The following is a 26744-nucleotide window of genomic DNA, read 5'->3' as shown; positions in this document are numbered from 1 at the left end:
ACCGGGCTTTCTTTTCACTAAATGAATTCTGATTTCTGCAAAAGTATGAGGGCGGACAGCTCATCTTTTGCTGAGATCGTGAAAAATGCAGCTTTTGATATCAATATGGTAGCGAAAAGACTAACCCACTGGTTTGCCCGTCGTTCCTTTCAGAATCGCATCTTTTTGCTGATTCTTTTCACATCGACCGTCGTGATGCTGGCCATTACCTGGTATCTCACCAGCATCACCGAAGAACGTCTACATTATCAGGTAGGCCAGCGCGCATTAATTCAGGCAATGCAGATTTCGGCCATGCCGGAGCTGGTTAGCGCCGTAGAAAAGCGAGACATTCCACGAATTAAAGAACTGATTGACCCGATGCGTTCATTCTCTGATGCCACCTACATTACCGTTGGTGATGCGCAGGGTCGTCGGCTTTATCATGTTAATCCTGAAGAAATTGGCAAATTTATGGAAGGCGGCGATAGCCAGGACGCGCTAATAAATGCCAAAAGCTACGTCTCCGTTCGTCAGGGTTCGCTTGGCTCATCCTTGCGCGGTAAATCGCCCGTCCAGGACAGTACCGGAAAAGTCATCGGCATCGTATCCGTGGGCTACACCATTGAGCAACTGGAAAGCTGGCTCAGCCTACAACTTAGTTCTGTGTTATTACCGATGGTCGCGATGCTGGTACTACTGCTATTTTGTGCTCGCCGCTTCTCACTGCATATCAAAAAACAGATGCTCAATATGGAGCCCCAGCAGCTGGCACAGCTCTTGATCCAGCAAAACGTATTATTTGAATCAGTTTTTGAAGGGTTAATCGCCATTGACTCAGGTTGGCGAATTACTGCTATCAATCAAACTGCACGCCGCTGGCTAAATCTGGTACAGCCGGAACATCTTCTGATTGGTAAAAACATCTCTGATGTCGTTTCACCCAATGCCTTTTTTTACGACCGTCCGGAAGTGAATAAAAAAGATGAAATCGTCATCTTTAATCACATCAAGATGATCGCCAGTCGCATGGCCTTGATCCTCAATGATGAACCACAGGGGTGGGTGATCAGTTTTCGTAAAAAGGACGATATCAGCACACTGAGCCTACAGCTCAGCCAGGTTCAGCAGTATGCCGATAATCTGCGGGCCGTTCAGCATGAGCACCGAAATCTCATTTCTACCATTGCGGGCCTGTTATTCCTTAAACGTTACGATAATGCCCTGGCACTAATTCAGCAGCAGTCGGAAAGTCACCAAAAGGTGCTCGATTTTATTGCTCAGCGCTTTAACAATAATCACCTTGCCGGGCTTCTGATTGGTAAATATTACCGGGCTAAAGAGCTGGGGCTGGAACTGGTGTTTGATCCCGGTTGCTATGTTGATGCCCTCCCCGAAACGCTGACGCCTAACGAGTGGATTTCGATCGTCGGTAATTTGCTGGATAACGCCTATAACGCAACGCTGCGCCATCCCGAAGGGGCAACACAGATTGAATGCTTAATTAACAGCGAAGGTGCGGAGTTTTTGATCGAGGTCGCCGATCAGGGATGCGGGATCGATGAATCCCTGCGCGATCATATTTTCGAGCGCGGTGTCACCAGCAGCAATAACCGCGATCACGGTATTGGCCTGTGGCTGGTGCGTAGCTACGTTGCCCAAGCTGGCGGTACCATTGTTGTGGATAACAACCTTCCAGGCGGCACCATTTTTACACTCTATATTCCCCTGACCAGAGAAAAACATCATGGATAGTATTACTACCCTTATTGTCGAAGACGAGCCGATGCTGGCAGAGATTTTGGTCGAAACCCTAAAACCCTTCCACGGTTACAAAGTCGTGGGCATCGCGGATAAACTGGAAAGCGCTAAGAAAATGATCAGGCTTTATCAGCCGCAGCTCATATTACTTGATAATTTTTTACCTGATGGCAAAGGTATCGATCTGATTCGCTATACCGTCAATAACCATTTCAGCGGACGAATTATCTTTATTACCGCGGATAATCATATGGATACGATTAGCGAGGCCCTGCAACTGGGCGTCTTTGATTACCTGATTAAACCTGTGCACTACCAGCGACTTCAGCATACGCTTGAGCGGTTTTCCCGCTACCGCAGCTCGTTGCGATCCAGTGAGCAAGCCAGTCAGAATCATGTGGATGCCCTCTTCAATATGCAGGCAAAGGAAGACATCACGCCCCCACCCTCTGCGCTACGCGGCATCGACGAAAATACGCTAGGTAAAGTACGCGAAGTTTTCAGCGACCTTAGCGCCGTCCACACCGCCGACAGTCTGGCCCGCCTGCTCGGTAGCAGCAAGACGACGGCCAGACGGTATCTTGAGCAAGGCGTCAAAGAAGACTTTCTGGTGGCTGAAATTCACTATGGGAAAGTGGGCCGCCCGGAGCGGATTTATCGGGGGAAACGGTTACCGATTGCGTAAACCCGCACGATTCCCGGATGACCAGCGCAGGCGGAAGGATAATCCGCTTCGGTGGTTCATCATTGCCCTGAATGCGACTAAAAAGTAACTCCCCCGCTTTGCGGCCAATTTCTTTGGCCGCGACGGACACCGTGGTTAACGCCGGCTGCACCAGCGCCGTTTCGGTAATATCATCAAAGCCCACCAGCGCAAAATCCTGGCCGGGTTCGCGCCCCATCTTACGCAGCGTTAGCATCACGCCCAGCGCCACGATATCCTGGTAACAAACTGCGGCAGTAATTTGCGGATAGCGACGTAACAGTTCTTCCGCCGCCCGCGCGCCGTCGCTTTGGCTGGCCTGCGAGGTGACGATCCATTCCGCATTTGGCGAGATCCCCTTTTCCAGTAATTTACTGGTAAAACCGCCAATACGTTGGGCACGTGTGCCGGAGTTCTGGCTACCGCCGATAAAAGCGATATGTCGATGTCCCAGCTTAAGCAAATGCGCCGTCGCCATTTGCGTGCCGAGGAAATTATCGGTGCCGACAAAATCGAAATCGGGATCGCTAAGCGGCCTGACAACCATAATTGCCGGAATATTACGCCGTTTCAGCCCATCAAAAAAAGATTGCGGCGTTTCTCGCGCGGCGCATAGCACCATCCCGCAGGCGTTGTTACGCATCAGCGAATCTACAAATCGTTGCTGCCGTTCACCGGATTCTTCACTGTTGGCAAGGAAAAGTAGCAGGTCATGACGCTCCATCTCATGGCTTAACCCGGCAGTCATCTCGCCGTAAAACGGGTTAGTGATGTCATGTAACAGCAGCCCGACCTGATTGCTGCTTCGGTTGCGCAGATTCGCCGCCGTTTGGTTATAGACGTAGCCCGTTTCGTCAAGTGCCTTGAGAACCCGCTCGCGAGTTGCCTGCGAAATTCGCCCCCGGTTTCGCAAGACCATAGATACCGTCGCAGTTGAAACACCCGCGCGCTCTGCGACATTCGCCAGGGTTATCGTGGTCATTATCACCTCCATTTTGTTTAGATTAATCGAATAACCTCTTTTTTGCACTACTGCGTGTGAGACGCTTCACACTCTCCTGCGAGATTAACGATGAATTAGCAAAACTTGCAGGTTAATCGCGTTAACCACTCTTTTCATAAAGGGTTAATCGATTAATCTTAAATCAAAGATTAAGGAGATTAACGATGAATCATTCCGTTTACGATAAGTACCCTGAAGTTGCCGTTGCCGGGTACGATCATGAAGCCTGGCAAGGGTGGGAGCCCATTATTACGGCTCTGCGCAACCGTCTATCACAACGTAATAATGTGACGCTGGTTGTGGATTGCTATCCAGGTGTCAATTTGCGAGAACTGGAGCAGAACGTTTTTCCCGCTCTACAACCCAGCCAAACCCTGAACGTGGAAAATGCACGCCTGGACGAAACGGCATTGCATCATTTGCTGGCGCGCAACCTGACCGATGACCGCGTGTTCGGCGTGCTCTCCTGCCATCACTTAACTGAATTTTTCGACGCGGGGAAAATGGCACACCTGCGTGACCAGGCAGAAAGCGTACCCGGTTTAACCATCATCTATGGACCCGGCGCGGCGCTGGTGCATCCGGGCGATGTGCTGGTCTACGCAGATCTGCCAAGATGGGAAATCCAGCAGCGGATGCGCCACCAAGGATTAAGTAATTGGGGAGCCAATAACGCCGATGAAGATATGCTTCGCCGTTATAAACGCGCTTTCTTTATTGAATGGCGCGTGTTTGACCGGCACAAAACCCCGTTACTCAACCGCACCGATTTTCTACTGGATACCACGCAACCCGGTAAACCCGCCATGATCAGCGGCGATGCCTTACGTGCGGGTCTGCAACACACCACACAACGCCCCTTCCGCGTGATGCCTTTTTTTGATCCCGGTGTCTGGGGCGGTCAGTGGATGAAAAACAAATTCGATCTCGATCCCACGGCCCCCAATTACGCATGGTGTTTTGATTGCGTGCCCGAGGAAAACAGCCTGTTGCTGCGTTTTGGTAACGTGCGGATCGAGATCCCCTCACAAGATCTGATTCTTTTACAACCCCGGGCGTTGCTCGGTGAACGCGTTCACGCCCGCTTTGGCGCGGAATTCCCGATCCGTTTTGATTTCCTCGATACCATGCAGGGACAAAACCTGAGCTTCCAGGTTCATCCTCTGACTGAATACATTCAGCAGCAGTTTGGAATGCACTACACCCAGGATGAAAGCTATTACATTCTGGATGCCGAACCCGGCGCGCACGTTTATCTGGGCACGAAAAACGGCACACATCCGCAGGCGATGCTGGACGATTTACATGCCGCCGCCAGGGGCGAAAAAGCGTTTGATGATGCCAGATTTGTTAATCGCTTCCCGGCGAAAAAGCACGATCACTTTTTGATTCCCGCAGGCACGGTTCACTGCTCTGGTGCAGGCACAATGGTGCTGGAAATCAGCGCAACGCCTTACATTTTCACCTTCAAGCTCTGGGACTGGGGTCGTCTGGGCATGGATGGGTTGCCGCGTCCGGTCCATCTGGAACATGGTGAGCAAGTGATTGACTGGCAACGTAATACTGACTGGGTAATGAAGAATCTGGTCAATCGGATAGACCCTATCGCACAAGGCGATGGCTGGCATGAAGAGCGCACTGGTTTGCACGAACGCGAGTTTATCGAAACGCGTCGCCATTGGTTTACCGCGCCGGTTACTCATCATACGGGGGGCGGCGTTAATGTTCTTAATCTGGTGGAAGGTGACGAAGCTGTGGTTGAAAGCCCCACTCAGGCTTTTTGCCCGTTCATTGTGCGCTATGCGGAAACCTTTATTGTTCCGGCAAGCGTCGGCGAATATCGCATCTCGCCTACCCACACAAGCCAGGGCCAGCGTCTCGCGACCATTAAAGCCTGGGTAAGGGGGGAGTGATGATTCATTTTATTGTTGCCTCACATGGCCCTCTGGCGACCGCGCTGCTTGAAAGCAGTCGCATGGTCTATGGCGAACTTCCTCATGTTCACGCCGTCACGCTCACCGAAGAAGGCGGAATTGAAGGCTTCAAACAGGACTTCGCTCGCGTTCTGGGTTTAGCGAGCCAAGGAGCCTGCGGCGTGGTCGTGCTATGTGATATGCAAAGCGGCACGCCGTGGAATGTCGCGTGCCAGCATGGTTTTTCTCCGCAAACGCAGCCGCCTGTCGCCGTGGTGGCCGGTGTCAATTTCCCCATGTTGCTGCAAACCGACGAGGTCGCTCATCTCAACGACGTCCATGCAGCAGCGCAACACCTGATTGCATTAACCCAACCGACGATTACCCAGGCTGTTCTGACAACGTCAGCGCAGTCGGATGATTTTTAAGGAGCCAAATATGAGTATTTCGTTTGTTCGCATTGATGACCGCGTCATCCATGGGCAACTCGTCACGCGGTGGGCAAAAGAGCTGCCCTGTGACGGTATTGTCGCCATTGATGACGCAGTCGCTGCCGATCCCCTGCTCTCCTCCGTCATGAAGGGAGCGGTTCCGGATACCAAAGTCTGGCTCTTCGACACGGCGACCGCCATAGAAAAGCTGCCGAAAGTGATTGCCAGCGAAAAGCGTTACTTTGTGATTGGGAAATCTCCTCTCACGCTACAGCGCATTGAGCAAGCCGGTATCAGCCTGAAAAATGCCAATGGCAAAATCAACGTTGGCCCAATGAGCGCTCGTGCGAATACCACCACGATCGGCCCCAATCAGTCCGTAAATAGCGATGAAATCGCAGCCTTCAACTGGCTAACGGAGCAAGGCCACTCTATCGAATTTCGCCTGGTCCCCGATGCCAGTTTTTATAGCTGGCAGGACGCCTGGCAAAAGCTGAAATAAGGAGCGCGCGATGATTTTCGAAGCCACATTAATTGGCATTCTCTGTTACCTGGGCGCATTGAGTAGCCCCTGGCTGCTGGGCCTGACCGGCGGCTGGTATATGATAACGAGGCCGCTGGTCTCCGGCTTACTGGTTGGCTTAATTCTCGGCGACGTGAAAACCGGTATTATGATCGGCGTCGCCGTGCAGGCCGTCTACATTGCAATGGTCACTCCTGGCGGGTCGATGCCCGCAGATTTAAACTTTGTCGCCTACCCCGCCATTGCGCTGGGGATCCTGTCAGGCCAGGGGCCAGAAGTGGCCGTCGCGCTGGCGGCGACCATTGGGATCGCCGGGACTATCCTCTTTAACACGATGATGGTCGTTAACTCATTCTGGAATCATCGTGCCGATACGGCTATCGATCAGGATGATGCACGGGGGATTTATCTCAATAGCGTTATTTTCCCTCAGGCCACCAACTTTGTTCTGCGCTTCGTTCCCACATTTATCGCGGTCTATTTTGGCGCGCAGTACATCAGCGGCTTTATGGAAAGCCTGCCTAAAGTCGTGCTGTCCACCATGAACGTACTGGGCGGCATACTCCCGGCAGTGGGGATCGCGATTCTACTCAAACAGATCATCAAAAATTACACCATGTTGATCTACTTCCTTGTCGGCTTTGTGTGCATCGTTTTCCTGAAGCTGAACATGGTGGCGCTGGTGATTGTCGGCGCGCTGCTGGCGCTGATTCATTACAACTACAAACCTGAAGCGCCAGTCACGACATCACCGGTCGCCAGAGTTGAAGATGAGGATGAATTCTGATGGAACAACGTAAACTTACACGCACGGATTTGCGCCGCTGCTGGCGGGCATGGATGATGCATAACCTCTCCTCCATGAGTTTTGAGCGTCTGGAATCTTTTGGCTTTTGTCTGAGTATGCTACCGGTTGCGAAGAAGCTTTATCCGGACGCCGTTGAGCGAAAAGAAATGCTGCGCCGCCATGCTTCTTTTTACAATACGGAGCCGCAGCTTGGCGCGATTGTTAACGGTATGGTACTCGGACTGGAGGAGAAAAAAGCCAACGGCGAGCCTATCGATGGCGAAACGATTAACACGCTCAAAGTGGGTTTAATGGGGCCGATTGCGGGCATTGGTGATTCAATGATCCCGGGAATGTTGATCCCCATTTTGCTCAGTATTGGGATGGCGCTGGCCGCTGGCGGCAACGTGCTGGGGCCACTCTTTTATATCATTGCCTGGCTGGCGATCATTATTCCCGGATCGTGGTTCCTGTTTTTGAAAGGCTACAAGATGGGATCGGGATCGGTTGAAATGCTGGTCAGCAGTAAATCGACACGTCTGCGTGAAGCGCTCTCTTTGTTAGGGGTCTTTGTGATGGGCGGCGTGGCGGCCAGCTACGTCAAGCTGGGTACCGGGCTGGAGTTCATCACCAAAGATGGCGTAAATATTCATCTCCAGCAGATGCTGGATGGTATTTTCCCGCAGCTCTTACCTCTGGTTGTGGTTCTGGGCACCTGGTATGTGATGGCAAAACGCGGCGTCTCACCGGTGAAAGCAATGCTGTTACTTTTAGTGGTGGCAGCAATCGGTGTGGCAACGGGCTTGTTTGCAGGGTGAGTGTTACAGATATTGTAGCCGGGGCTTTCGCCCCGGTTTTTTTATGGGTGGAAATTACGCCAGAGATCAGCCACTTTATCCGGGCGGGAAATAAACTGAAAGCGAGCCGGATCGTCGATAAACTGCTGATAGATAGGCTCATCAGAGAGACCAAATTCACGGTACTGACGCGGTGTAATAACCTGCAAGCGCCCCGGCATATAGTGAGTATTATGCTGCCAGACGATTTGCTTTTCCTGTACCAGTGGATACCAGGCTAACCCTTTATGCGCCCGCACGGCATCATATTCAAAACCATATTCACGGTCACACCATGCCCCAAAAGTGAGGGCTTCATCCGGGCTCGCGGATATGGTCGCATGTCCCCATCCTGGCGGAACGAGTACCTTATCACCCGGCCCCGCCAGTACGGCGAAACAACGGCCAGGATCGTCATCCACATACTCCTGCATGTAGATAATGGCTTTCCCCTGCCAGATTTCATACAGTTCTGGCGGCGACCAGCCGCTGTGAAGACTGATGCGATGAACGTGCCCCTGACTGCGTATCGGCTCTTCGCCTAAGGTTCCGGCAGCATAAGTTACAACGCCAAAAAGTAGCATTCGCTTTTCCAGCTCTGCGCGATCCTGCATTCGCGCAACATCCATCGCGATGGCATACACCTCTTCCGGCCCTTCGCATTGCGGATCGCGCAATGAAGGACGGATTTGATCGAGTGTGCGGATCTCAGGCATTGGCCCGGTAACGTCGTCGCCATAACTAAAGCCCAGAGGCGATGAGTGAACAGTCATATCCACGCCAAAATTAGTCATGATTCACCTCCATAACTCGCACGCTGCCCGCATCATCAACCACACGTAACGCAAAACCGTTTTTGAGCGCTGAATAGTCATGGCCCGCAGAGCAAGGCCAGACGGCTAATGCACTCAAAATTTCATTCCCGGTATTGATTAACCGATGCGCTGTAAAGCCAGGGATAGTATGAACGGAGCCAGGATAAACCCGCTCAAGGCGAGTGCTATTTTGCTCATCCTGCAAAAGTAAGAGTCCTTCGCCACGCAGACCGATATAAACCTCTCCTTGCTCACGCCGCGCATGAAAATGCCCGCGCGTCATAAAAAACTCTTCGCCAACTTTACCCGGCATAAGATGCGTAACGCCCGTGTAAAGCTCACCGGGTCTGTCAGGAGTGGCAAACATTTCAACGTGATAAACAGGTTTTGACCCTGCGAGCGATTGCCAGCATGTATGATCGGCAAACACGCCGGGAAGATCCTGAAGCGTCGTGGATTTAGTGAGAAGCGGCGCACCAGAAAGCGCGCCGCTACACCACGCCAGGTGCGGCGGCTGAATAATAGTAGAATCCATAATTGTCTCCGGCCCAAGGAGAACAGCCAGAAAACAATAGCAGATTAATCGATTAACCTCACGGCAAGCTGTACCGTTTCGCAATCTGGTTCACAACTTTATTTTTCAGGACCCTATTCACCCTTAACTTTTTTTAAAATATGCATGGTTAATCATATTAATCAGCTTACGGCCTCTTGATAAAGAGATTAACCTAAGGATGCAACCTTTCGATAATGAAGGTTCTTTTCTCCTTTCTCCCTGTTACGATAAGGATAGTCGCCATGAATACATTATCCCGTTCAGAACGGATAATTTATGAATATATACTTTGCAATGCGCATCGATTATCTACATTATCGGCAAAAACAATCGCCAACGTCACATTTACAACAACAACGTCAGTAAATCGCGTCAGTAAAAAGATGGGGTTTTCCAGCTATACGGAACTTCGATATAAATATCAGTCAACGCACAGTTTTCAAAGTCAGCACGACGGCGTGAATTATTCCATGGCGGAAAATGAACTCAATGCGCTCTGTAACGAATTTAAGAGCGGCCAGCATATCTATTTGTATGCCCGTGGCGCCACCTTAACCAGCCTCAATTATCTCTCACGCTTTCTCTCAATCGCTGGCATTCCACACTTAACGTTAGTGGATATCCACCAGCTTGCATTAATCAACCGGGGCATACTGCTCCTGGTCAGTAAATCCGGTGAAACAGCGGACATTCTCGACATGGCACGTAACGCAAAACGCAAGAACTTACGCGTGATTGCCATTACGCAGGCGAACTCCTCGCTGTGTAAACTCGCTTCGCGGGCATGGCATGTTGAATCTAACGAGAACGTGACCACCCTCTATAAAAGAGAAACGCAAATTACTATTTTGAATTTTATCGATGGTATTGGCTATCAGCTTTTAGATACCGCTATTAGCTAACATGAATTCCCCCCACACATTTTACCCGTCAAAAAAAGCCCCTGCGCAAAAAAACATAAAACAGTTTTATCATACATTCGTTGTACCGCCATACACTTGACTAAAAAAACCGTTCTCTTAAATATACTGTCAGTAAACTAAACCAACACCCGATAATGATTCTATTAATATCGTTTTATAAAGAACGATTATGTTAGCCACCATGAATAATTAACTCAAATAACATAACAAATCGCACCATTTTGGGGGGTATATGTTGTTAAGTGATGTAACATCTCAGGAATTAATCCTTCTTGACCAGGAGTGGTCCAACCGCGAAACCATTCTTGATAACCTCACCACCCTGCTGTTTGAAAAGGGAAAGATCGGCGATAAAACCGCATTTCTGCACGCCGTCTGGGAACGAGAGAATATATCCGAAACCGGATTCGAACAGGGTATCGCCATACCTCATGGAAAATCCCCCACAGTTAAAGAGCCCGCCTTTGCCGTCGCTCGCCTGAAGCAACCCATTGCGGATTGGCCCACTATGGATGGCGAAGACAACGTCTCATTAGTCTTTCTGTTAGCCGTTCCACAAGGGGATGATGATGGGCATTTGCGTTTGCTCTCAACGCTAAGCCTGGCGCTGATGGATGAAAACAATGTTCGCGCGTTAAAGGCCGCTCCCACGATTGAAGCATTTCTGAGCCTCCTTGATAACCATCACGCTGGCACAGAAAAGCATCTCGTTAATGATACGGGCCAGAGCATTATTGTGATCACGTCCTGCTCCGCCGGGATCGCCCACACCTATATGGCAGCGGAAGCGCTGGAAAAAGCCGGAGCTGCCCGCGGGATCCGCGTATTTAGTGAAAAACAGGGTGCAAACGGTATTGAAGATGCCGTGAATGCCGGGCAAATAGCCCAGGCAAGTGGCGTTATTTTTGCCGCCGCGCTGCCGCCAAAAGGGAAAGCCCGGTTTAACGGGAAAGCCTTCATCAACACGTCGGTTTCAGAACCATTAAAGGATGCCGACGGGCTAATTGATCGCTTACTCACTCACCCGGATGGCATGGTCAACGAAGCCGAAAACGGCGATCGCCAGGCAAGCCCGAATACACTCTCTTTTGGCAGACAAATTTATCAGGGGATCTCTACCGGGATCTCTTACATGATTCCGGTGATTGTCGCCGCGGGTTTGATGATGGGGATCGGTCAGTTACTTGCCAGCACGCTGGGCATCACAGATATCGGCAACAATAGCTATGCCAGCAACGACAATACCTTACTGATTATTTGCCACTTTTTAACGCTCTATGGCGCCATGATCATGAAGTTCATGTATCCGGTTTTCGCCGCCTACATGGCCTATAGCATCGCCGACAGGCCAGGCCTGGTTCCGGGATTTGTCGGGGGCGCTTTCGCTGGCGGGTTGCATTACACCTTCTGGTCTGTGACTGGCGGCATTCCCTCTGGTTTTCTCGGTGCTCTGATTCTGGGTGCGCTGGCGGGATTTATCGCTAACTATCTCAACCACCATATTCGTCTGCATAAGCACCTGCAGGCGATGAAACCGATGTTGATAGTACCGGGGCTTTCCGTCCTGATTCTCTTCTTTATCAATTTCTATTTTGTCGATCCTGTTTTCGGTGGCCTTAACCGCTTCCTTCAGCAGTTTATTACCGAGCACGGCACCTCCAGCACGTTGACACTGGCCGTCATCATCGCCTCGCTCACCGCTTTCGACCTGGGCGGCCCGGTCAATAAATCCGCCGGTGCGATTGCCATTGGGCTGGCAGCAGATCACATTTTCCCCCTCACTGCCAGAGTGTTGGGGATCGTTATCCCCCCCATTGGTATTGGCCTGGCCACGCTTATCGATCGTTTTATCGTTCGCCAGCGCGTGTTTGACGATAACCTGCGCGTCACAGGCACCACATCATTAATTCTGGGATTTCTGGCCATTGGCGAAGGTGCGATTCCCTTCATGCTGAAAAACCCAATCATTACGATTTCAATCAATATCATTGGCGCTGTAATAGGCGCGTTAATCGCCATTAGCCTGGGTTCCGTGCAATGGCTTCCCCTCCCCGCCGTATGGGGTTGGCCGTTAGTGCAAAACCTTCCGGCGTATCTTTGCGGCATGGGCGCCGGGATTGTCTTCATTGCTTTCGCCAATGTTCTGATTCGCTACTACTTCATCAAAGTTGGCAAGATAACACTGAATTGACCAGGAGATTTACGCAAATGACGTCAAAACACGTCTATGTTGTTCCGCACTGCCATTGGGATGCTGAGTGGTATTTTACCTGCGAGGACTCGCATATTCTGCTCATCGAGAATATTGATTATCTGCTGGATTTGCTGGAAGGCGATGTAACCTTTCCCAGCTATTCCTTTGATGGTCTCGCTATCGTTCTCGACGATTATTTGCAGGTGCGCCCTGAGAACGCCTCACGTATCGCCGAACTGGTCCGTCAGAAACGGCTTTACGTCGGCCCCTGGTACACCCAGTGTGATTCGTTGTTAATTCGTACAGAGTCGCTAATCCGTAATCTGCAATACGGTATTCGCACCGCGAAACAGTTTGGACATAGCATGAATGTCGGCTATTTACCGGATATTTTCGGCCAGCACGCCTATCTTCCGGCGATATTCACCGATGCGGGTATTGATTATTGCGTTCTGCAACGCGGCATTTATACCGATCAAATCCGCGGCGATTTGAATTTCCTCTGGCAGGCGCCGAATCATAGAACCGTAGCGACTAACTATATGTATTACGGCTACGGTCCGGGAAAATTCCTCTCCACTGATACCGATTATCTCAATCATCGCCTGCTGCCTATTCTTGAACGGCTAAGCGCCATGAATAGCCACACCGATAACCTGCTCCTGCCTTGCGGCGGCGATCAGGTTTTGCCGAATGCGCAATTCCCGCAAACGGTCAAGGCGTTGAATCAACGGGATACGCCTTACCACTTTACAATGTCCAGCTATGAAGAGTACATGCAGGAGACCTGGAAAGAGCGCTCTTTTAATAACGTCATTGAGGGCGAACTTTTTGCCTGCCAGAAATCGCGTATCCACCGCACGTGTCACTCAACGCGCGCGGATATAAAACGCCAGACGTGGCAAACCGAACATCAGCTGCTCGATCAACTGGAACCGCTCACCGTGATCGCGTCCCAGCTCGGTATACATTGGCCGCAGCCGATGATGGATGCGTTATGGAAAAAGGTATTCTCTGCTCATGCGCATAACGGCATTGAAGCCACAAATGCTGATCCAGTAAACCACAATATCAAACATCGTCTTATCAGCGTGGAGCGCTCGGCTCTCAGTCTTATTAACCTGCTGAAAAAGAAAATCAGCCACGCAATCAGCCAGCAAATGGCGCAGGACAATATTCTTGTCGTGTTTAACGGCGACGTCAGCCCATTAAATCGGTTGGTCCATGCCGTCGTTTTCACTAAAGATAAAGGCATCGCCCTTAAGCGGGGGAGTAAACCCGTTGAATGTACGGTGCTCAATCAACAGGAACTGGATGGTGGTCAGCGGGTGATTGTCACCGCGGCAGGCGAGAAGCTGGAGCAGGTCGATAATTACTATCGCAGTGAAATTCTCTTTCCTGCGCAAGGCATTAACGGGCTTGGCTATCAAACCTACGAGATAACAGAGGCGAGTGCAGCGATGATGCTGACGCAGACGGCGCGTCAGACCATTGAGAGCGATCGTTATCGCGTGAGCCTGAACGACGGCAAATTAGCACTGGAAAATCGCATTACCCGGCAGTGCGTAGAAGATTTCTTAACCTTCGTTGACTGTGGCGACAACGGTGACGAGTTCGATTTCGCACCGCTTGAAACGGAACAGCCGATCATCAGTAGGGCATTTACCCTTCTCGCCAGCGAGGTCAGCCCGATGGTCAGCCGAATGACGCTGGAATCGACGCTGAAGTTACCACAGGATATCCCACAGCGACTGGAGGGGGACTGTACTTCAGCGCTTCTGATTCATACCACCATCGAACTGCGTCAGCATGAAAATTATGTTCGCGTAACCCATAGTCTGGTGAATCAGGCGGATAATCATCGCCTGCGCGTTTACCTCAAAACCCCCGTCAAAAACCCCCTTGATTCTTATGCCGATCAAGGCTTCTCGTTGCTGCGTCGCGACAACATTAGCCCCTATGTCACTGACTGGCGCGAGCAGGGTTTTGTCGAAAAACCGATGCCTATCTACACGATGGAAAACTGTGTTGCATTGCGTAATGACGACCACTTCTTCGGCGTAATCACTAAAGGGATTAAGGAATATGAAGTCTTCCCTGCTGAAGACACGCTGGCGTTAACGCTGTTTCGTAGCGTCGGGCTATTGGGTAAAGATGATACGCTGTGGCGACCAGGGCGTGCGTCAGGCATTAACAACAAGGTTGTTGAGACACCCGACGCGCAAATGCATCAGGCCATGACGTTCGATTATGCGCTCGTCATGGATAGCCAGGTTGATGACGCGACGCTCATGCTCTCCTGCCATCACTATCGTGAACACTATCTGACGTATCAACTCCAGCAGTTGAATACCTTTGAGGAACGTCTTGAGCGCTTCACCATTCCGCTCCCGACAACAAAAATTCCCCCATCAGCGGCATGGCTCTCTCAGGATAATCCTCGGATCATGTTAAGCATGTGCAGGCCTGGAGAATGCGCTGGAGAGTTTATCCTTCGCCTGTTTAACCCAGGCGAAACCCCACAGCCGCTATTTTTCTCCTCTTCCTGTGATTATCAGCTCTCAATACTGACCTTACAGGAGGAACGCCGCGAGCCTGTAAATAGCCCCCTAACCCTTGCCGCCAGAGATTACATTACGCTTGCCGTGAGAATGATTGACGGGCCCGAGCGTGTGCCGGGTGCATGAATAACAGATAAGGGGCGCACCGGTAGTGCGCCTCAGAACACAAGCATTCTCCACAGGACCTGTTTATGACCCCAACATCCATTACCGCCCTTCGCCCTCAGATCGTCTCGCTTATTGAGGCACTATATCCAGGACAAGAGTCTCCGCGAATTGCTGAGGCGATCCTGTCCTGCGCGCAAAAGTGGCATACAGAGGCCCGGCACTTTTCGCCACTCGATGAAAAAACCGTTTATTTCATTACCTATGGCGATGCGATTTCCGCCGCAACGGGTACGCCACTACAGGCGCTGCATACCTTTGCCCGCCGGTTCCTGGCTCCGACCGTGAGTGATATTCACCTGCTTCCGATGTTCCCTTACAGTTCGGATGACGGATTCAGCGTGATTGATTATTACGGCGTCGATCCTGCATTGGGTTCATGGTCGGATATTCAGGCGTTATCTGGCGACTTTTCTCTGATGTTTGACTGTGTCATCAATCATATTTCCCAACACAGCGAATGGTTTACTGAATATCTGAAGGGTAACCCTGACTATCAACACTTCTTTATTGAAGCGGATAAAAACGCCAATTATCAAAATGTGGTTCGCCCCAGAACATCACCGCTATTTAGTGCGTTTACGCGTCGTGATGGGAAGTGCGTACAAATCTGGACAACATTCAGCGACGATCAGATCGATCTTAATTTCAATGAACCTGACGTCTTACTCGAAAGCATTAATATCCTGCTTTATTACGCCGCACATGGCGCGACATCTATCCGCCTTGATGCGATTGGCTTTATCTGGAAAGCGTCTGGCACAACCTGTATTCATCTTCCGCAAGCGCACCAGATTATTCGCCTGTGGCGACTGCTCCTGGATGCCATATTTCCGGGCTGCCGCATTATTACTGAAACCAACGTGCCTCATCAGGAGAATATTGCCTATTTTGGTCAGGGCGACGAAGCGCAGATGGTGTATCAGTTCCCTTTACCACCACTCACGCTACACGCCTTTTTGCGCGGCAATGCACGCTGGCTGCGTCAATGGTCGACATCGCTGGATAACGAGCTGTTGCCACCGGGAGCAACGTTCTTTAATTTCCTCGCCAGCCACGATGGCATTGGACTCAGGCCAACAGAAAACTTGCTGGATAATGCGGAAAGAGATTTTCTGGTCAGCGAAACGCTGCGTAAAAAAGGACGCGTCTCGTGGAAAAATAATAGTGATGGTTCCACATCGCCCTATGAATTAAACATTAACTATCTCAGCGCCCTGAGCGAGCCGGGCGATAGCAATGCCATCAAAGTGGCAAAAACGACGGCCGCTCACGCAATTCTCATGGCATTAAAAGGCGTTCCCGCTATTTACTACCACAGCCTGCTGGGCAGCGAAAACGATCTTGCTGGCGTTGAACAATCGGGCATCAATCGCCGCATTAATCGAGAGAAACTCACCTTAGAAGCATTAGAGTCAGACCTGTTGGCGCCGCATCATCTGCGATGCATGATCTTCAGTGCGCTCAAACAATTGCTTGTGATTCGCAAAGCTCATCCGGCCTTTTCACCCGCGGCAACGCAGACAACGCTCGCGCTTGCGGACGCGTTTTTTGGCGTGCGTCGTCATGATGTTGTCTCGGGAGAAACGATAACCTGCGTTGTGAATGTGACTGGAGAAGCGCAGCCACTCGCGCTGGATATCAACGGCGAATGTCTATTCACTGGCGAGAAAATTCAGGGGGCCATCACGCTTCAACCCTGGCAGGTATGCTGGATAAATCACACCGCATAGACGTAGCAATATGCCCGTAGCGATACGGGCATATGACATTACATCCTGCAACTAGGGTGCGGCTGCCAGCACCTCCGCCACCCACGCACGGAATCCGTCCACATCCAGCCCCAGCGCAACCTGCACATTCGCCGGTTGGCCGAGTCGGCCCTCAATGTCTACAACTGTAGTACCGGCGGTGTACGTTCCCTGCGTCTCGACCGCGACAAAGCACGGTTTCAGGGTAAACAGCTCTGGGCGTACCAGCCACGCGATAGCGCAAAGGTCGTGCATGCGCAGGCCGCTTTGCATGCTGCCGCTACGGTAGTGGCTGAACAGCGAGTGCAGCATTTTGCCGGTTTTGTTGAGCACCGGGAGCGTGGCCAGATACTCTGGCGTCAGGACGGCCTGGTTAGTCACATCCAGACCGCACATCACAATCTCCAGCCCGCTCTGGAAGACTTGTGCGGCAGCTTCTGGGTCGATGGCGATGTTGAATTCGGCGTTTGGCGTGAAGTTACCGCGCCCGGCTGAGCCGCCCATAATCACCAGGCGACGAATATTAAACTGACACTCCGGGTACTGAGAGAGCAGTAGCGCGATATTAGTGAGTGGGCCGATGGCGACCAGAGTGACAGGTTCAGGCGAATGCATCAGCGCATCGCGAATGGCGATAAACGCCGGTTTCTCCAGCGGTTGGCGCTGATGTTCGGTAAAGTCATAACCTTCCATCCCCGACTGCCCGTGCACATAGGCCGCGTCGCGCAGCGGGCGCACCAGCGGCTTTGCCGCCCCCTGCGCCAGCGGAACGTTTGCCTCCCAGAAATGCAGCAACTGGAGGGCGTTACGCGTGGTCTTTTCGACGGAAACGTTGCCCGCCACGGTGGTCATTAACTGGAGATCCAGCGCCGGGGAAAACAAAGCAGCCGCAATGGCAGCGGCATCGTCAATGCCAGGATCGGTATCAAGAATAATCGGCAGGCGCATATTTCCTCCATAAAAAAATGCCAGACGTTAAGTCTGGCATATTGTCATATTCATGAAGGGAATAACTTACTCGACTTCACGAACATCCACTCGCAGCTCGCGAGGGACTTCAAAGACAATGTTCTCTTCACGACCTTCCAGCGGGATGGCTTCACCACCGCCGAGGGTTTGCAGGCGCGCAATCACATTCTGCACCAGAATGTCTGGCGCGGAAGCCCCGGCGGTGACACCGACACAGGCGGCGTCTTTCACCCACTCTTCCTGGATATCTGTGGCATCGTCAATCAGATAGGCCGCTTTGCCCATCCGCTGTGCCAGTTCAGCCAGACGGTTGGAGTTAGAGGAGTTTTTCGAGCCCACGACCAGCACCACATCAGCCTGTTCCGCCAGCGAACGCACGGCTTCCTGACGGTTAGTGGTGGCGTAGCAGATATCATCTTTACGCGGGCCAACGATTTTCGGGAAGCGCTTGCGCAGCGCATCAATCACATCAGACGTATCGTCAACGGAGAGCGTGGTCTGGGTCATAAACGACAGTTTGGCGTCGTTTTTAACATCCAGCGTCCAGACATCTTCCGGCGATTCCACCAGGTACATTCCCCCTTCAGGGTTGCTGTACTGACCCATAGTGCCTTCCACTTCCGGGTGACCGGCGTGGCCAATCAGAATGGATTCTTCACCACGACGGCTGGCGCGAGCCACTTCCATATGAACTTTGGTCACCAGCGGGCAGGTGGCATCGAAGACGGTCAGGTCGCGGTTTTTCGCTTCGTTGCGCACAGCCTGCGAAACACCGTGAGCGGAGAAAATCAGAATCGCGCCGTCCGGCACTTCACTGATCTGCTCGATGAAAATCGCCCCGCGCTCGCGCAGGCTGTCGACCACATAACGGTTGTGTACCACTTCATGACGCACGTAGATTGGCGCGCCGTAAATCGCCAGCGCGTTTTCAACAATGCTGATAGCGCGGTCTACACCTGCGCAAAAGCCGCGCGGGTTAGCCAACAGGATCTGCATTTCAGGCCTCCAGTACCGGATCGATCTCCAGTACTTCAATATCAAAATGAACGGTATGGTCTGCCAGCGGGTGGTTGAAATCAACGGTGATAGAGTCGCCGTTAATTTCGCGAATAACGCCAGGCATCTCGCTGCCATCCATAGCGGTAAAGAGCATGATTGCGCCGATTTCAGGTTCGCCCGCATCCATAAATTCGCGGCGGGAGAAGTACTGAATCAGGTCTGGCGAGGAGATGCCAAACGCGGCATCCGGCTCCAGAGAAAATTCTTTTTTGTCACCCGCTTTCAGGCCAAGAAGATGTTGTTCCAGCCCTTCGGAGAGCGAGCCATCGCCCAGGCGGAACAGCGCCGGCTTGCCATTGTTGCGGGTCGATTCGGCGGTAGAACCGTCATCGAGTTTCAGTGAGAAATGCACCAGAACGGCGCTGTTGCTCTGTACAGATTCAGACATGCAGGTTTGCTCTAAGTTTCAGCCTGTCTGCCCGGAAGCGCTACGCTCAGCGGGCACACAAGACTTTATTGCGGTCTTTTCGCCGGATGGCGCTTCGCTTATCCGGCCTACAATGGGTGATATTCATGTAGGCCGGATAAGCGAAGCGCCATCCGGCAATGATTTTATTATTGTTTTTTCTCTTTGGAAGGTAAGAAACCTTCCAGCACGATCAACGCCGCACCGACGCAGATTGCGCTATCGGCCAGGTTGAAGGTGGCAAAGTGCCAGTCGCCGACGTAGAAGTCGATCATATCGACCACGAAGCCGTGCCACAGGCGGTCAAACAAATTACCCAACGCACCGCCAATAATCAGCGCATAGGCGATGTTATTGAGCTTCTGGGTGGCCTTCGAGCGGTACATCAGCACCGTCAGCGCCACGCAGATACCGATAGCGATACCGGCGAAGAACCAACGCTGCCAGCCGCCGCTGTCGGCAAGGAAGCTAAACGCCGCGCCATAGTTGCGCGCGTAATGCAGATTAAGCGACGGGAACAGCGATACCGTATCCCCCAGAGCAAAGTTCTGGAGGATCAGGAATTTGCTGCCCAAATCGATAATCAGCACGACGACGACCAGCCACAACCAGCGTAGCCCTGTTGAACACATCGATTTACTCATCAGGCAAACTTACGTTTTTCGCCGTCACCGGCGATGTTGCTGACACAGCGTCCACAGATATCTGCGTGTTCCGCCACCTTGCCGATGTCCTGAGTGTAATGCCAGCAGCGCGGGCACTTCTCACCTTCGGCTTTGCTCAGCGCTACTTTCAGCCCTTTGAGCAGTTCGCTCTGCTGAGCATCAGCAGGTGCGGCACTATATTCCGCAACGTTCGCCCCCGAGGTCAACAGGACAAATCGCAGTTCTTCACCCAGCGCGGTCAGTTTCGCCGCCAGTTCGGGTTCCGCGTACAGGGTCACTGCCGCTTCCAGAGAACCGCCGACTTTCTTATCCGCACGTGCCTGTTCGATAACTTTGTTCACTTCGCCACGCACCTGCAGCAGAACGTCCCAGAAGCCGTCGTTCATGGCTTCGGTTTCGCCCAGACCAAACAGGCCTTCATACCATTCACCGGTGAACACGTATTTCTCGCGGTCGCCCGGCAGGTAGCCCCAGATTTCATCTGCGGTGAAGGACATGATCGGCGCCATCCAGCGCACCAGCGCTTCGGCGATGTGGTACAGCGCAGTCTGGCAGCTACGGCGCGCTACGCTGTCTGCTTTCGCGGTGTACTGGCGATCTTTGATGATGTCGAGATAGAACGAGCCCATTTCAACGGAGCAGAAGCGCATCAGACGCTGTACCACTTCGTGGAAATCGTAGGATTCGTACGCTTTCAGAATGTCTTCCTGCGCTTCTTTCGCACAGCCAACCGCCCAGCGATCCAGCACCACCATCTCTTCCGGTTTCACCATGTCTTTCAGCGGATCGAACCCGTTCAGGTTCGCCAGCAGGAAGCGCGCGGTGTTACGGATACGACGATAGCTGTCGGCAGCACGTTTCAGGATTTCGTCAGAAACGGCCATTTCACCGGTGTAGTCGGTCGATGCCACCCACAGACGCAGGATATCCGCGCCGAGTTTATTCATCACGTCCTGCGGAGAAACGGTGTTGCCGATGGATTTGGACATCTTACGGCCCTGACCATCCACGGTGAAGCCGTGAGTCAGTACCTGACGGTAAGGCGCTTTGCCTTTCATCGCCGTGGAGATCATCAGAGAAGACATGAACCAGCCACGGTGTTGGTCAGAACCTTCCAGATACATATCCGGCGTATGGCCGCCAAATTCCGGGCGCGCATCAACCACGGAGTAGCTGGTAGACCCGGAGTCAAACCAGACGTCCAGGGTATCCGGCACTTTCACGTAGTTGTCTGCGTCGTCACCGAGGAGCTCACGCGGGTCGAGATCCCACCACGCCTGAATACCGTCTTTCTCAACGTATTTTGCGACTTCTTCAATAAGTTCAGTGGTACGCGGATGCAGCTCTTCAGTGTCTTTATGCACGAACAGCGACATTGGCACGCCCCAGGTACGCTGACGGGAGATACACCAGTCAGGGCGGTTCGCCACCATGGATTCGATGCGCGCTTTACCCCATGCCGGGATCCAACCGCTCAGATTTTCTTTCGCCAGACCTTCCTGCTCGATACGGTCGATCTCTTTGAGCGACTGAATACGCAGGCCTTTTTGATCCATGCTGATGAACCACTGCGGGGTCGCACGGAAGATGATCGGCGTTTTGTGACGCCAGCAGCAAGGGTAGCTGTGCTGCATTTTTTCTACGTGCAGCAGTGCGCCTTTCTCTTGCAGCAGTTCAACGATTTTATCGTTGGCTTTGAAGACGTTAACGCCGTCCAGCCCTGGGTACGTACCCGCCAGGTAAGCGCCATCCGGGCCAACCGGGTTAGCGATTTCCAGACCATACTTCTGGCTGATGGTGTAGTCGTCTGGGCCGTGGCCACCGGCGGTATGCACCGCACCGGTACCCGCGTCCAGCGTCACGTGGTCGCCCAGAATCGCCGGCACATCGAAGCCCATGAACGGGTGCTGGAAACGCATCAGTTCAAGCTCAGCGCCGTTTACGGTGCCCAGAACGGTGTAATCTGCCGCACCGATGCGTTTCATCACGCCATCAAGCAGATCTTTCGCCACGATAACGGCCTGACCTTCAACCTGTACCAGCGCGTAATCGAACTCTTTAGACAGCGAAATTGCGCGGTTTGCTGGCAGCGTCCACGGGGTGGTGGTCCAGATAACCAGAGAAACCGGCCCGTTGACGTTGGCAACACCGAATTTCGCTTTTACCGCATCCGCGTCAACCGCGTGGAAGGCCACGTCGATGGACGGAGAGGTTTTGTCATAGTATTCCACTTCCGCTTCAGCCAGCGCTGAACGGCAGTCGACACACCAGTGAACCGGCTTCGCGCCTTTCAGCATGTGCCCGTTGTGGATGATTTTACCGAGCGCACGAATGATGTTGGCTTCGGTTTTGAAATCCATGGTCAGGTACGGATGCTGCCAGTCGCCCAGCACGCCCAAACGGATAAAGTCTTTACGCTGACCGTCAACCTGGCCCGCTGCGTATTCACGACATTTGGCGCGAAACTCTGCGGCGGTGAACTTCTCACCCGGCTTACCGAACTCTTGCTCGACTTTCAGTTCGATTGGCAGACCGTGGCAGTCCCAGCCCGGCACGTACGGAGAGTCGTAGCCCGTCAGACCTTTGGACTTAATAATAATGTCTTTGAGAATCTTGTTAACAGAGTGACCAATATGAATGCTGCCATTCGCATAAGGAGGGCCATCATGCAGAATGAAGGTTTTTTTGCCCTTTTTCGCGGCACGAATGATGCCGTACAGGTCATCTTCGGTCCAACGCGCCAGCATTCCCGGTTCGCGCTTGGCGAGATCGCCGCGCATCGGGAACCCTGTTTCCGGCAAATTCAGGGTAGATTTATAGTCACTCATTAGATTCTCGATTCCGTATTTAAACGTATTCAGGCATTAAGCCGGTTTTGAAAGCCCAAAAAATTCGCGGGCCGTTAATTCGTCACGCGCGATTTGCGCCTTAAGCTCATCCAGCGACGCGAATCGCTGCTCATTGCGTATTTTTTTACGCAGGATAACGTCTATATGGCGACCGTAGAGGTCCATTACAACGTCCAACAGATGCACTTCCAGTTGCTGACGCACGCCAGCCACCGTTGGGCGGGTACCGATATTGGCAACGCCGGTAAACACGTTGTCGCCAAGCCCCGTCACTTCTACCGCATAAACCCCTTTAACCGGGGAGACCTGACGACGCAGCGGTAAGTTTGCCGTCGGGAAACCGATAGTACGCCCCAACTCATCGCCGTGCACCACGCGCCCGGAGATAGTAAAAGGATGCCCCAGTAAATTTTCAGCCAGTTCGAGCTGGTCATCCGCCAGCGCCTGGCGCACAGCGGTGCTGCTAATACGTACACCGCCTTCGCAGAAGGTTTGCGAGCTGGTGACATCAAAGCCAAACTCAGCACCCGCCTTCTGTAATAACAAGAAATCACCCTGACGACCAGCGCCAAAGCGGAAATCATCACCCACAGCCAAAAACTGGACGCCTAAACGCTTCACCAGCAGGTCGCGGATAAAGTCCTGTGCGCTCAGCGCGGCAAAGCGACGATCAAAACGCAGACAGACGACATAGTCGACGCCGCTCTCGGCCAGATAGCGTAGCTTTTCACGCAGACGCGTCAGACGCGCGGGGGACTTATCACCCGCAAACAGCTCCAGCGGTTGCGGTTCAAAAATCATCACCACGACAGGCAGATTACGCGCACGCCCTTCGGCACGCAGACCCTGTAGCAACGCCTGGTGGCCACGATGCACACCGTCGAAATTTCCAATGGTCAGCACACACCCGTGCGGGGCCTGACTGAGATTTTGTATGCCGCGTATCAGCTTCATGTCTGGCTCAAAAGAGTGAAAATCGCCAAAGTATACCTTGTACAGCAGTCGACGTTAACCGGCGATTGCACCTTGTACAGGGAAAGAGACAATGATTTCATCAGCATCACGATAAAAGGCAAGAAAATCTGTGCCGGTCGTGCGAATTTTATGCCGGAAAGGCTGTATTCATCGCCGACAAGCTGGTAGAATCCTGCGCCATCAATACGTAATGAAGCGTTGATACATTAACGGCGCTTATTTGCACAAATCCATTGACAAAAGAAGGCTAAACGGGCATATTCCTCGGCCTTTGAATTGTCCATATAGAACACATTTGGGAGTTGGACCTTGGCTAATATCAAATCAGCTAAGAAGCGCGCCGTTCAGTCTGAAAAGGCTCGCAAGCACAACGCAAGCCGTCGCTCTATGATGCGTACTTTCATCAAGAAAGTATACGCAGCAATCGAAGCTGGCGACAAAGCTGCTGCAGTTAAAGCATTTAACGAAATGCAACCGATCGTGGACCGTCAGGCTGCTAAAGGTCTGATCCACAAAAACAAAGCTGCGCGTCATAAAGCAAACCTGACCGCTCAGATCAACAAACTGGCTTAATCGCCCGCTTGTTATCGCTTTGTTGAAAAAACCCGCTTCGTGCGGGTTTTTTTACGTCTGTGTTTTATTGAGGAAGCGCAAACAGCGCGGCGTAATCCCGGTTACAGATACGCTGTACCGCCGGATGCTGAATCATTCGCTCAGCAAATATGGCGTGGTACTCCTCCATCACACTCTCCATCCTGCCAATCTCGATAATGCTCTCATCGGCAAAGAAATCGTGTCCATAAAGCGTCGGTGCCACGAAAATCGCATTGTGCGCAGAGCCAAACGCTTTCATTAATGCCGCATCATCAAACTCACCGAGAATTTCAACTTTCAGCCCCTGGGTGTTAAACCAGTTCAAAAGCTTGCGTCCGAGCATCGAGCGGCGGCCCGGTATTAACAAACGACGCTCCTCCAGGCAGGCGGGAAACGGTTTTTCCGGCGGCGGGTTCATGCACCAGAAACTGACGCCACATTCACCAATTTTCACCGAAAAAAGCCCTTCCTGCTGGGTAGAATCGATTGGACAGTCAGAGATAATCATATCCAGCTTGTGCTGGCTGAGCTGTTCAAGCAGCATCTCGTGCGTCGATTCAAAGCAACGCAGATGAATTTGTTCATCTTCCACGACAGCCGCGTCCAGCACCCCGCTCACCAGCCTTTTAGAGAGCGCATCGGCTACGCCCACATCAAACAGCAAATTCGACTCTTTGCGGTAGTTGATGATATCGAGCATCTCCTGGCTCAGGGTAAACATCTTATCGGCATAGCGAAACACCAGTTCACCCAGTTCGCTGGGTTCAATACCGCGCCCTTTGCGTTTGAAGAGCTTGCCCTGCAAACGCTCTTCGAGAGCTTTAATCTGCCCGGTGATGGTTTGCGGCGTCAGATACAGCGCTTCTGCCGCGCCAACGACTGAGCCTTCTTTATAGACATGCCAGAAATAGTAGAGATGGTTGTAATTAATGTGCGACATATGTGCTTTCCTCCCTGAATTCGTCATCACGTCGGATGGCGCTGATGCTTATCCGACCTACGCTTCGGTAGGCCGGATGAACGTAGCCATCCGGCAAATCATTCACGTTAATTATGCCCGCTCTGGCTTCAGATGCATACGCAGCAAACTGTATCCCACGACTGCCGACAGCAGCGAGCCCAGCAGAATGCCGAGCTTAGCCCAGGTAATCAGCGCCGGATCGACCGCGCCAAACGCGAGGCTGGCGATAAAGATAGACATGGTAAAGCCGATACCGCACAGCAGACCGACCGCCATGATCTGCGAGAAGTTTGCCCCTTCCGGCAGACGCGCCAGCTTGAGCTTCAGCGCCAGCCAGCAGAAGAGGGAAATCCCCAGCGGCTTACCGATAAACAGGCCGGCGATAATGCCCAGCGGCAGCAGCGAGGTTAACCCTTCCATCGTCACGCCCTGCAAGGATACGCCCGCATTGGCAAAGGCGAACAGCGGCAGAATCATAAACGCCACCCAGGGATGCAGCACATGTTCCAGCTGCTTCGCCGGTGACTTGTCATTTTGCGTCTTCAGCGGAATGAAGAAGCCGACAATCACCCCGGCAAGCGTGGCGTGAACCCCCGACTTCAGTACCGCTGTCCACAAGATCACGCCCACCAGAATATAGAGCCCGGTGCGACGCACACCGCTGACGTTCAGGATAGCCAATACCGCAATAGCCGCAGCAGCCACCGCCAGGGACAATAGCGATAAATCGTTAGTGTAAAACAACGCAATAATAACAATGGCGCCAAGGTCATCGATAATCGCCAATGCCATCAGGAAGATTTTTAAGGATGCCGGTACGCGACTGCCAAGCAACGCCAGAACGCCTAATGCAAATGCAATATCTGTGGCGGCAGGAATTGCCCAACCGCTGCTGGCAATCGGATCCTGATAATTAAATGCGAGATACACCAGCGCCGGTACCACCATTCCACCAATTGCGGCGACAACCGGGAAAATGGCCTGCCGACGGGTTGCCAGCGCGCCTTCAACCATCTCGCGCTTGACCTCCAGGCCAATCAGCAGGAAGAAGACCGCCATCAACGCATCGTTGATCCACAGCAGCATGTTTTTATTGATTTCAAGCGCGCCCACTTTCAACTGGACCGGCGTATCCAGAAAGGCATGGTAGAGACCGCTGGTCGCCCCCATATTTGCCAGAAGCATGGCAAGGCTCGCCGCAATAATCAGGATTATCCCGCCAGAAGCATCACCATGAAAGAAACGTTGTAGATGTTTCACTTTTACTCTCTCTTTTACTGCTTATTCATCGATTAAACTAGGGTATCGCGAATAAAAGATCGGCAAAATAAGTTTATTTCTGGATTATAATTCAGCTTTAACGAT

At 52.3% G+C, this 26744-nt stretch carries 22 protein-coding genes and 2 pseudogenes; 12 read left to right on the top strand and 12 right to left on the bottom strand.

Annotated elements, in window-relative coordinates:
* Positions 1-105 precede the first annotated feature (105 nt).
* Both F0Q32_RS10705 and F0Q32_RS10700 read left to right on the top strand, forming a co-directional pair.
* Positions 106-1734, top strand: a complete 1629-nt coding sequence (locus F0Q32_RS10705) for a sensor histidine kinase (protein WP_149463209.1) — start codon at positions 106-108, stop codon at positions 1732-1734.
* Entirely contained in the window at positions 1727-2425 is a 699-nt protein-coding gene (locus F0Q32_RS10700) for a response regulator (protein WP_149463045.1), read from the top strand. The genes F0Q32_RS10705 and F0Q32_RS10700 overlap by 8 nt, the downstream gene beginning before the upstream one ends.
* Here the strand turns inward: F0Q32_RS10700 and F0Q32_RS10695 are convergent.
* Positions 2424-3425: pseudogene (locus F0Q32_RS10695) on the bottom strand (LacI family DNA-binding transcriptional regulator); the annotation flags it as partial. The gene F0Q32_RS10700 and the pseudogene F0Q32_RS10695 overlap by 2 nt on opposite strands.
* Positions 3426-3610: 185 nt before the next feature.
* Here F0Q32_RS10695 and F0Q32_RS10690 point away from each other — a divergent pair.
* From F0Q32_RS10690 to F0Q32_RS10670, 5 genes are read left to right on the top strand one after another with little or no spacing between them, the layout of a single operon-like run.
* Positions 3611-5359, top strand: a complete 1749-nt coding sequence (locus tag F0Q32_RS10690; protein WP_149463043.1) for a class I mannose-6-phosphate isomerase — start codon at positions 3611-3613, stop codon at positions 5357-5359.
* Positions 5359-5787, top strand: a complete 429-nt coding sequence (locus tag F0Q32_RS10685; RefSeq protein WP_149463042.1) for a PTS sugar transporter subunit IIA — start codon at positions 5359-5361, stop codon at positions 5785-5787. The genes F0Q32_RS10690 and F0Q32_RS10685 overlap by 1 nt, the downstream gene beginning before the upstream one ends.
* Before the next feature lie 10 nt (positions 5788-5797).
* Entirely contained in the window at positions 5798-6292 is a 495-nt protein-coding gene (locus F0Q32_RS10680; RefSeq protein ID WP_149463041.1) for a PTS sugar transporter subunit IIB, read from the top strand.
* A 10-nt stretch (positions 6293-6302) separates the two neighbouring features.
* Positions 6303-7100 carry a PTS sugar transporter subunit IIC gene (locus F0Q32_RS10675; protein ID WP_149463040.1) on the top strand — a complete coding sequence of 266 codons (798 nt, stop codon included), beginning with the start codon at positions 6303-6305 and terminating at the stop codon, positions 7098-7100.
* Positions 7100-7918: a PTS system mannose/fructose/sorbose family transporter subunit IID gene (locus F0Q32_RS10670; protein WP_149463039.1), complete on the top strand. Its 819-nt coding sequence runs from the start codon at positions 7100-7102 to the stop codon at positions 7916-7918. Before F0Q32_RS10675 ends, F0Q32_RS10670 begins: the two co-directional genes overlap by 1 nt.
* Before the next feature lie 41 nt (positions 7919-7959).
* Here the strand turns inward: F0Q32_RS10670 and F0Q32_RS10665 are convergent, their stop codons facing one another.
* Complete coding sequence (locus F0Q32_RS10665) at positions 7960-8730, bottom strand: glucose-6-phosphate isomerase family protein (protein WP_149463038.1); 771 nt, start codon at positions 8728-8730, stop codon at positions 7960-7962.
* Positions 8723-9286 (bottom strand): glucose-6-phosphate isomerase family protein, encoded by a 564-nt coding sequence (locus F0Q32_RS10660; RefSeq protein ID WP_149463037.1) that lies wholly within the window; start codon positions 9284-9286, stop codon positions 8723-8725. Before F0Q32_RS10660 ends, F0Q32_RS10665 begins: the two co-directional genes overlap by 8 nt.
* A gap of 263 nt (positions 9287-9549) precedes the next feature.
* On the opposite strand from F0Q32_RS10660, the gene F0Q32_RS10655 reads away from it, so the two are divergent.
* The 4 genes from F0Q32_RS10655 (at position 9550) to F0Q32_RS10640 (ending at position 16883) form a co-directional block, all read left to right on the top strand.
* Positions 9550-10209, top strand: coding sequence for a MurR/RpiR family transcriptional regulator (locus F0Q32_RS10655; RefSeq protein ID WP_149463036.1), 660 nt, complete (start codon positions 9550-9552; stop codon positions 10207-10209).
* Between the two features lie 253 nt (positions 10210-10462).
* Entirely contained in the window at positions 10463-12421 is a 1959-nt protein-coding gene (locus F0Q32_RS10650) for a fructose-specific PTS transporter subunit EIIC (protein ID WP_149463035.1), read from the top strand.
* A 17-nt stretch (positions 12422-12438) separates the two neighbouring features.
* The gene (locus tag F0Q32_RS10645; protein WP_149463034.1) at positions 12439-15111 is read left to right on the top strand and encodes a glycoside hydrolase family 38 C-terminal domain-containing protein; all 2673 of its coding nucleotides are present in this window, start codon (positions 12439-12441) and stop codon (positions 15109-15111) included.
* Positions 15112-15176: 65 nt separating this feature from the next.
* Positions 15177-16883: an alpha-amylase family glycosyl hydrolase gene (locus F0Q32_RS10640; protein WP_149463033.1), complete on the top strand. Its 1707-nt coding sequence runs from the start codon at positions 15177-15179 to the stop codon at positions 16881-16883.
* A 51-nt stretch (positions 16884-16934) separates the two neighbouring features.
* Here the strand turns inward: F0Q32_RS10640 and rihC are convergent, their stop codons facing one another.
* From rihC to F0Q32_RS26525, 7 genes and pseudogenes are all read right to left on the bottom strand, one after another.
* On the bottom strand, positions 16935-17849 hold the full coding sequence (gene rihC / locus F0Q32_RS10635) for a ribonucleoside hydrolase RihC (RefSeq protein ID WP_149463032.1): 915 nt from the start codon (positions 17847-17849) through the stop codon (positions 16935-16937).
* A gap of 66 nt (positions 17850-17915) precedes the next feature.
* On the bottom strand, positions 17916-18866 hold the full coding sequence (gene ispH / locus F0Q32_RS10630; RefSeq protein WP_149463031.1) for a 4-hydroxy-3-methylbut-2-enyl diphosphate reductase: 951 nt from the start codon (positions 18864-18866) through the stop codon (positions 17916-17918).
* 1 nt (position 18867) lies between these two features.
* On the bottom strand, positions 18868-19317 hold the full coding sequence (fkpB, locus tag F0Q32_RS10625; protein WP_149463030.1) for an FKBP-type peptidyl-prolyl cis-trans isomerase: 450 nt from the start codon (positions 19315-19317) through the stop codon (positions 18868-18870).
* 167 nt (positions 19318-19484) lie between these two features.
* Complete coding sequence (lspA, locus tag F0Q32_RS10620; protein ID WP_149463029.1) at positions 19485-19979, bottom strand: signal peptidase II; 495 nt, start codon at positions 19977-19979, stop codon at positions 19485-19487.
* Positions 19979-22828, bottom strand: coding sequence for an isoleucine--tRNA ligase (ileS, locus tag F0Q32_RS10615; protein WP_149463028.1), 2850 nt, complete (start codon positions 22826-22828; stop codon positions 19979-19981). Before ileS ends, lspA begins: the two co-directional genes overlap by 1 nt.
* A gap of 36 nt (positions 22829-22864) precedes the next feature.
* Positions 22865-23803, bottom strand: coding sequence for a bifunctional riboflavin kinase/FAD synthetase (gene ribF, locus F0Q32_RS10610; RefSeq protein ID WP_149463027.1), 939 nt, complete (start codon positions 23801-23803; stop codon positions 22865-22867).
* Between the two features lie 7 nt (positions 23804-23810).
* A pseudogene (locus F0Q32_RS26525) lies at positions 23811-24027 on the bottom strand (DUF2575 domain-containing protein).
* Between the two features lie 106 nt (positions 24028-24133).
* Here F0Q32_RS26525 and rpsT point away from each other — a divergent pair.
* Positions 24134-24397 (top strand): 30S ribosomal protein S20, encoded by a 264-nt coding sequence (rpsT, locus tag F0Q32_RS10600; protein ID WP_041686324.1) that lies wholly within the window; start codon positions 24134-24136, stop codon positions 24395-24397.
* A gap of 64 nt (positions 24398-24461) precedes the next feature.
* On the opposite strand, the gene nhaR is transcribed toward rpsT, so the two are convergent.
* Both nhaR and nhaA read right to left on the bottom strand, forming a co-directional pair.
* Positions 24462-25358, bottom strand: coding sequence for a transcriptional activator NhaR (gene nhaR / locus F0Q32_RS10595; protein WP_149463026.1), 897 nt, complete (start codon positions 25356-25358; stop codon positions 24462-24464).
* A 111-nt stretch (positions 25359-25469) separates the two neighbouring features.
* On the bottom strand, positions 25470-26639 hold the full coding sequence (gene nhaA / locus F0Q32_RS10590) for a Na+/H+ antiporter NhaA (RefSeq protein WP_149463025.1): 1170 nt from the start codon (positions 26637-26639) through the stop codon (positions 25470-25472).
* Positions 26640-26744 lie beyond the last annotated feature (105 nt).

Origin of the sequence: Pseudocitrobacter sp. 73 (assembly GCF_008369545.1) — a bacterium.
Lineage (GTDB): Bacteria > Pseudomonadota > Gammaproteobacteria > Enterobacterales > Enterobacteriaceae > Pseudocitrobacter > Pseudocitrobacter vendiensis.
Note: the sequence above shows the minus strand (reverse complement) of the source record. Positions and strands in the feature narration are given on the sequence as shown.

Bases quoted from the DNA above. Each gene is read 5' to 3' on its own strand.
- F0Q32_RS10705 (WP_149463209.1), top strand. From the start codon at position 106: ATGGTAGCGAAAAGACTAACCCACTGGTTTGCCCGTCGTTCCTTTCAG.
- F0Q32_RS10700 (WP_149463045.1), top strand. From the start codon at position 1,727: ATGGATAGTATTACTACCCTTATTGTCGAAGACGAGCCGATGCTGGCA.
- F0Q32_RS10690 (WP_149463043.1), top strand. From the start codon at position 3,611: ATGAATCATTCCGTTTACGATAAGTACCCTGAAGTTGCCGTTGCCGGG.
- F0Q32_RS10685 (WP_149463042.1), top strand. From the start codon at position 5,359: ATGATTCATTTTATTGTTGCCTCACATGGCCCTCTGGCGACCGCGCTG.
- F0Q32_RS10680 (WP_149463041.1), top strand. From the start codon at position 5,798: ATGAGTATTTCGTTTGTTCGCATTGATGACCGCGTCATCCATGGGCAA.
- F0Q32_RS10675 (WP_149463040.1), top strand. From the start codon at position 6,303: ATGATTTTCGAAGCCACATTAATTGGCATTCTCTGTTACCTGGGCGCA.
- F0Q32_RS10670 (WP_149463039.1), top strand. From the start codon at position 7,100: ATGGAACAACGTAAACTTACACGCACGGATTTGCGCCGCTGCTGGCGG.
- F0Q32_RS10665 (WP_149463038.1), bottom strand. From the start codon at position 8,730: ATGACTAATTTTGGCGTGGATATGACTGTTCACTCATCGCCTCTGGGC.
- F0Q32_RS10660 (WP_149463037.1), bottom strand. From the start codon at position 9,286: ATGGATTCTACTATTATTCAGCCGCCGCACCTGGCGTGGTGTAGCGGC.
- F0Q32_RS10655 (WP_149463036.1), top strand. From the start codon at position 9,550: ATGAATACATTATCCCGTTCAGAACGGATAATTTATGAATATATACTT.
- F0Q32_RS10650 (WP_149463035.1), top strand. From the start codon at position 10,463: ATGTTGTTAAGTGATGTAACATCTCAGGAATTAATCCTTCTTGACCAG.
- F0Q32_RS10645 (WP_149463034.1), top strand. From the start codon at position 12,439: ATGACGTCAAAACACGTCTATGTTGTTCCGCACTGCCATTGGGATGCT.
- F0Q32_RS10640 (WP_149463033.1), top strand. From the start codon at position 15,177: ATGACCCCAACATCCATTACCGCCCTTCGCCCTCAGATCGTCTCGCTT.
- rihC (WP_149463032.1), bottom strand. From the start codon at position 17,849: ATGCGCCTGCCGATTATTCTTGATACCGATCCTGGCATTGACGATGCC.
- ispH (WP_149463031.1), bottom strand. From the start codon at position 18,866: ATGCAGATCCTGTTGGCTAACCCGCGCGGCTTTTGCGCAGGTGTAGAC.
- fkpB (WP_149463030.1), bottom strand. From the start codon at position 19,317: ATGTCTGAATCTGTACAGAGCAACAGCGCCGTTCTGGTGCATTTCTCA.
- lspA (WP_149463029.1), bottom strand. From the start codon at position 19,979: ATGAGTAAATCGATGTGTTCAACAGGGCTACGCTGGTTGTGGCTGGTC.
- ileS (WP_149463028.1), bottom strand. From the start codon at position 22,828: ATGAGTGACTATAAATCTACCCTGAATTTGCCGGAAACAGGGTTCCCG.
- ribF (WP_149463027.1), bottom strand. From the start codon at position 23,803: ATGAAGCTGATACGCGGCATACAAAATCTCAGTCAGGCCCCGCACGGG.
- nhaR (WP_149463026.1), bottom strand. From the start codon at position 25,358: ATGTCGCACATTAATTACAACCATCTCTACTATTTCTGGCATGTCTAT.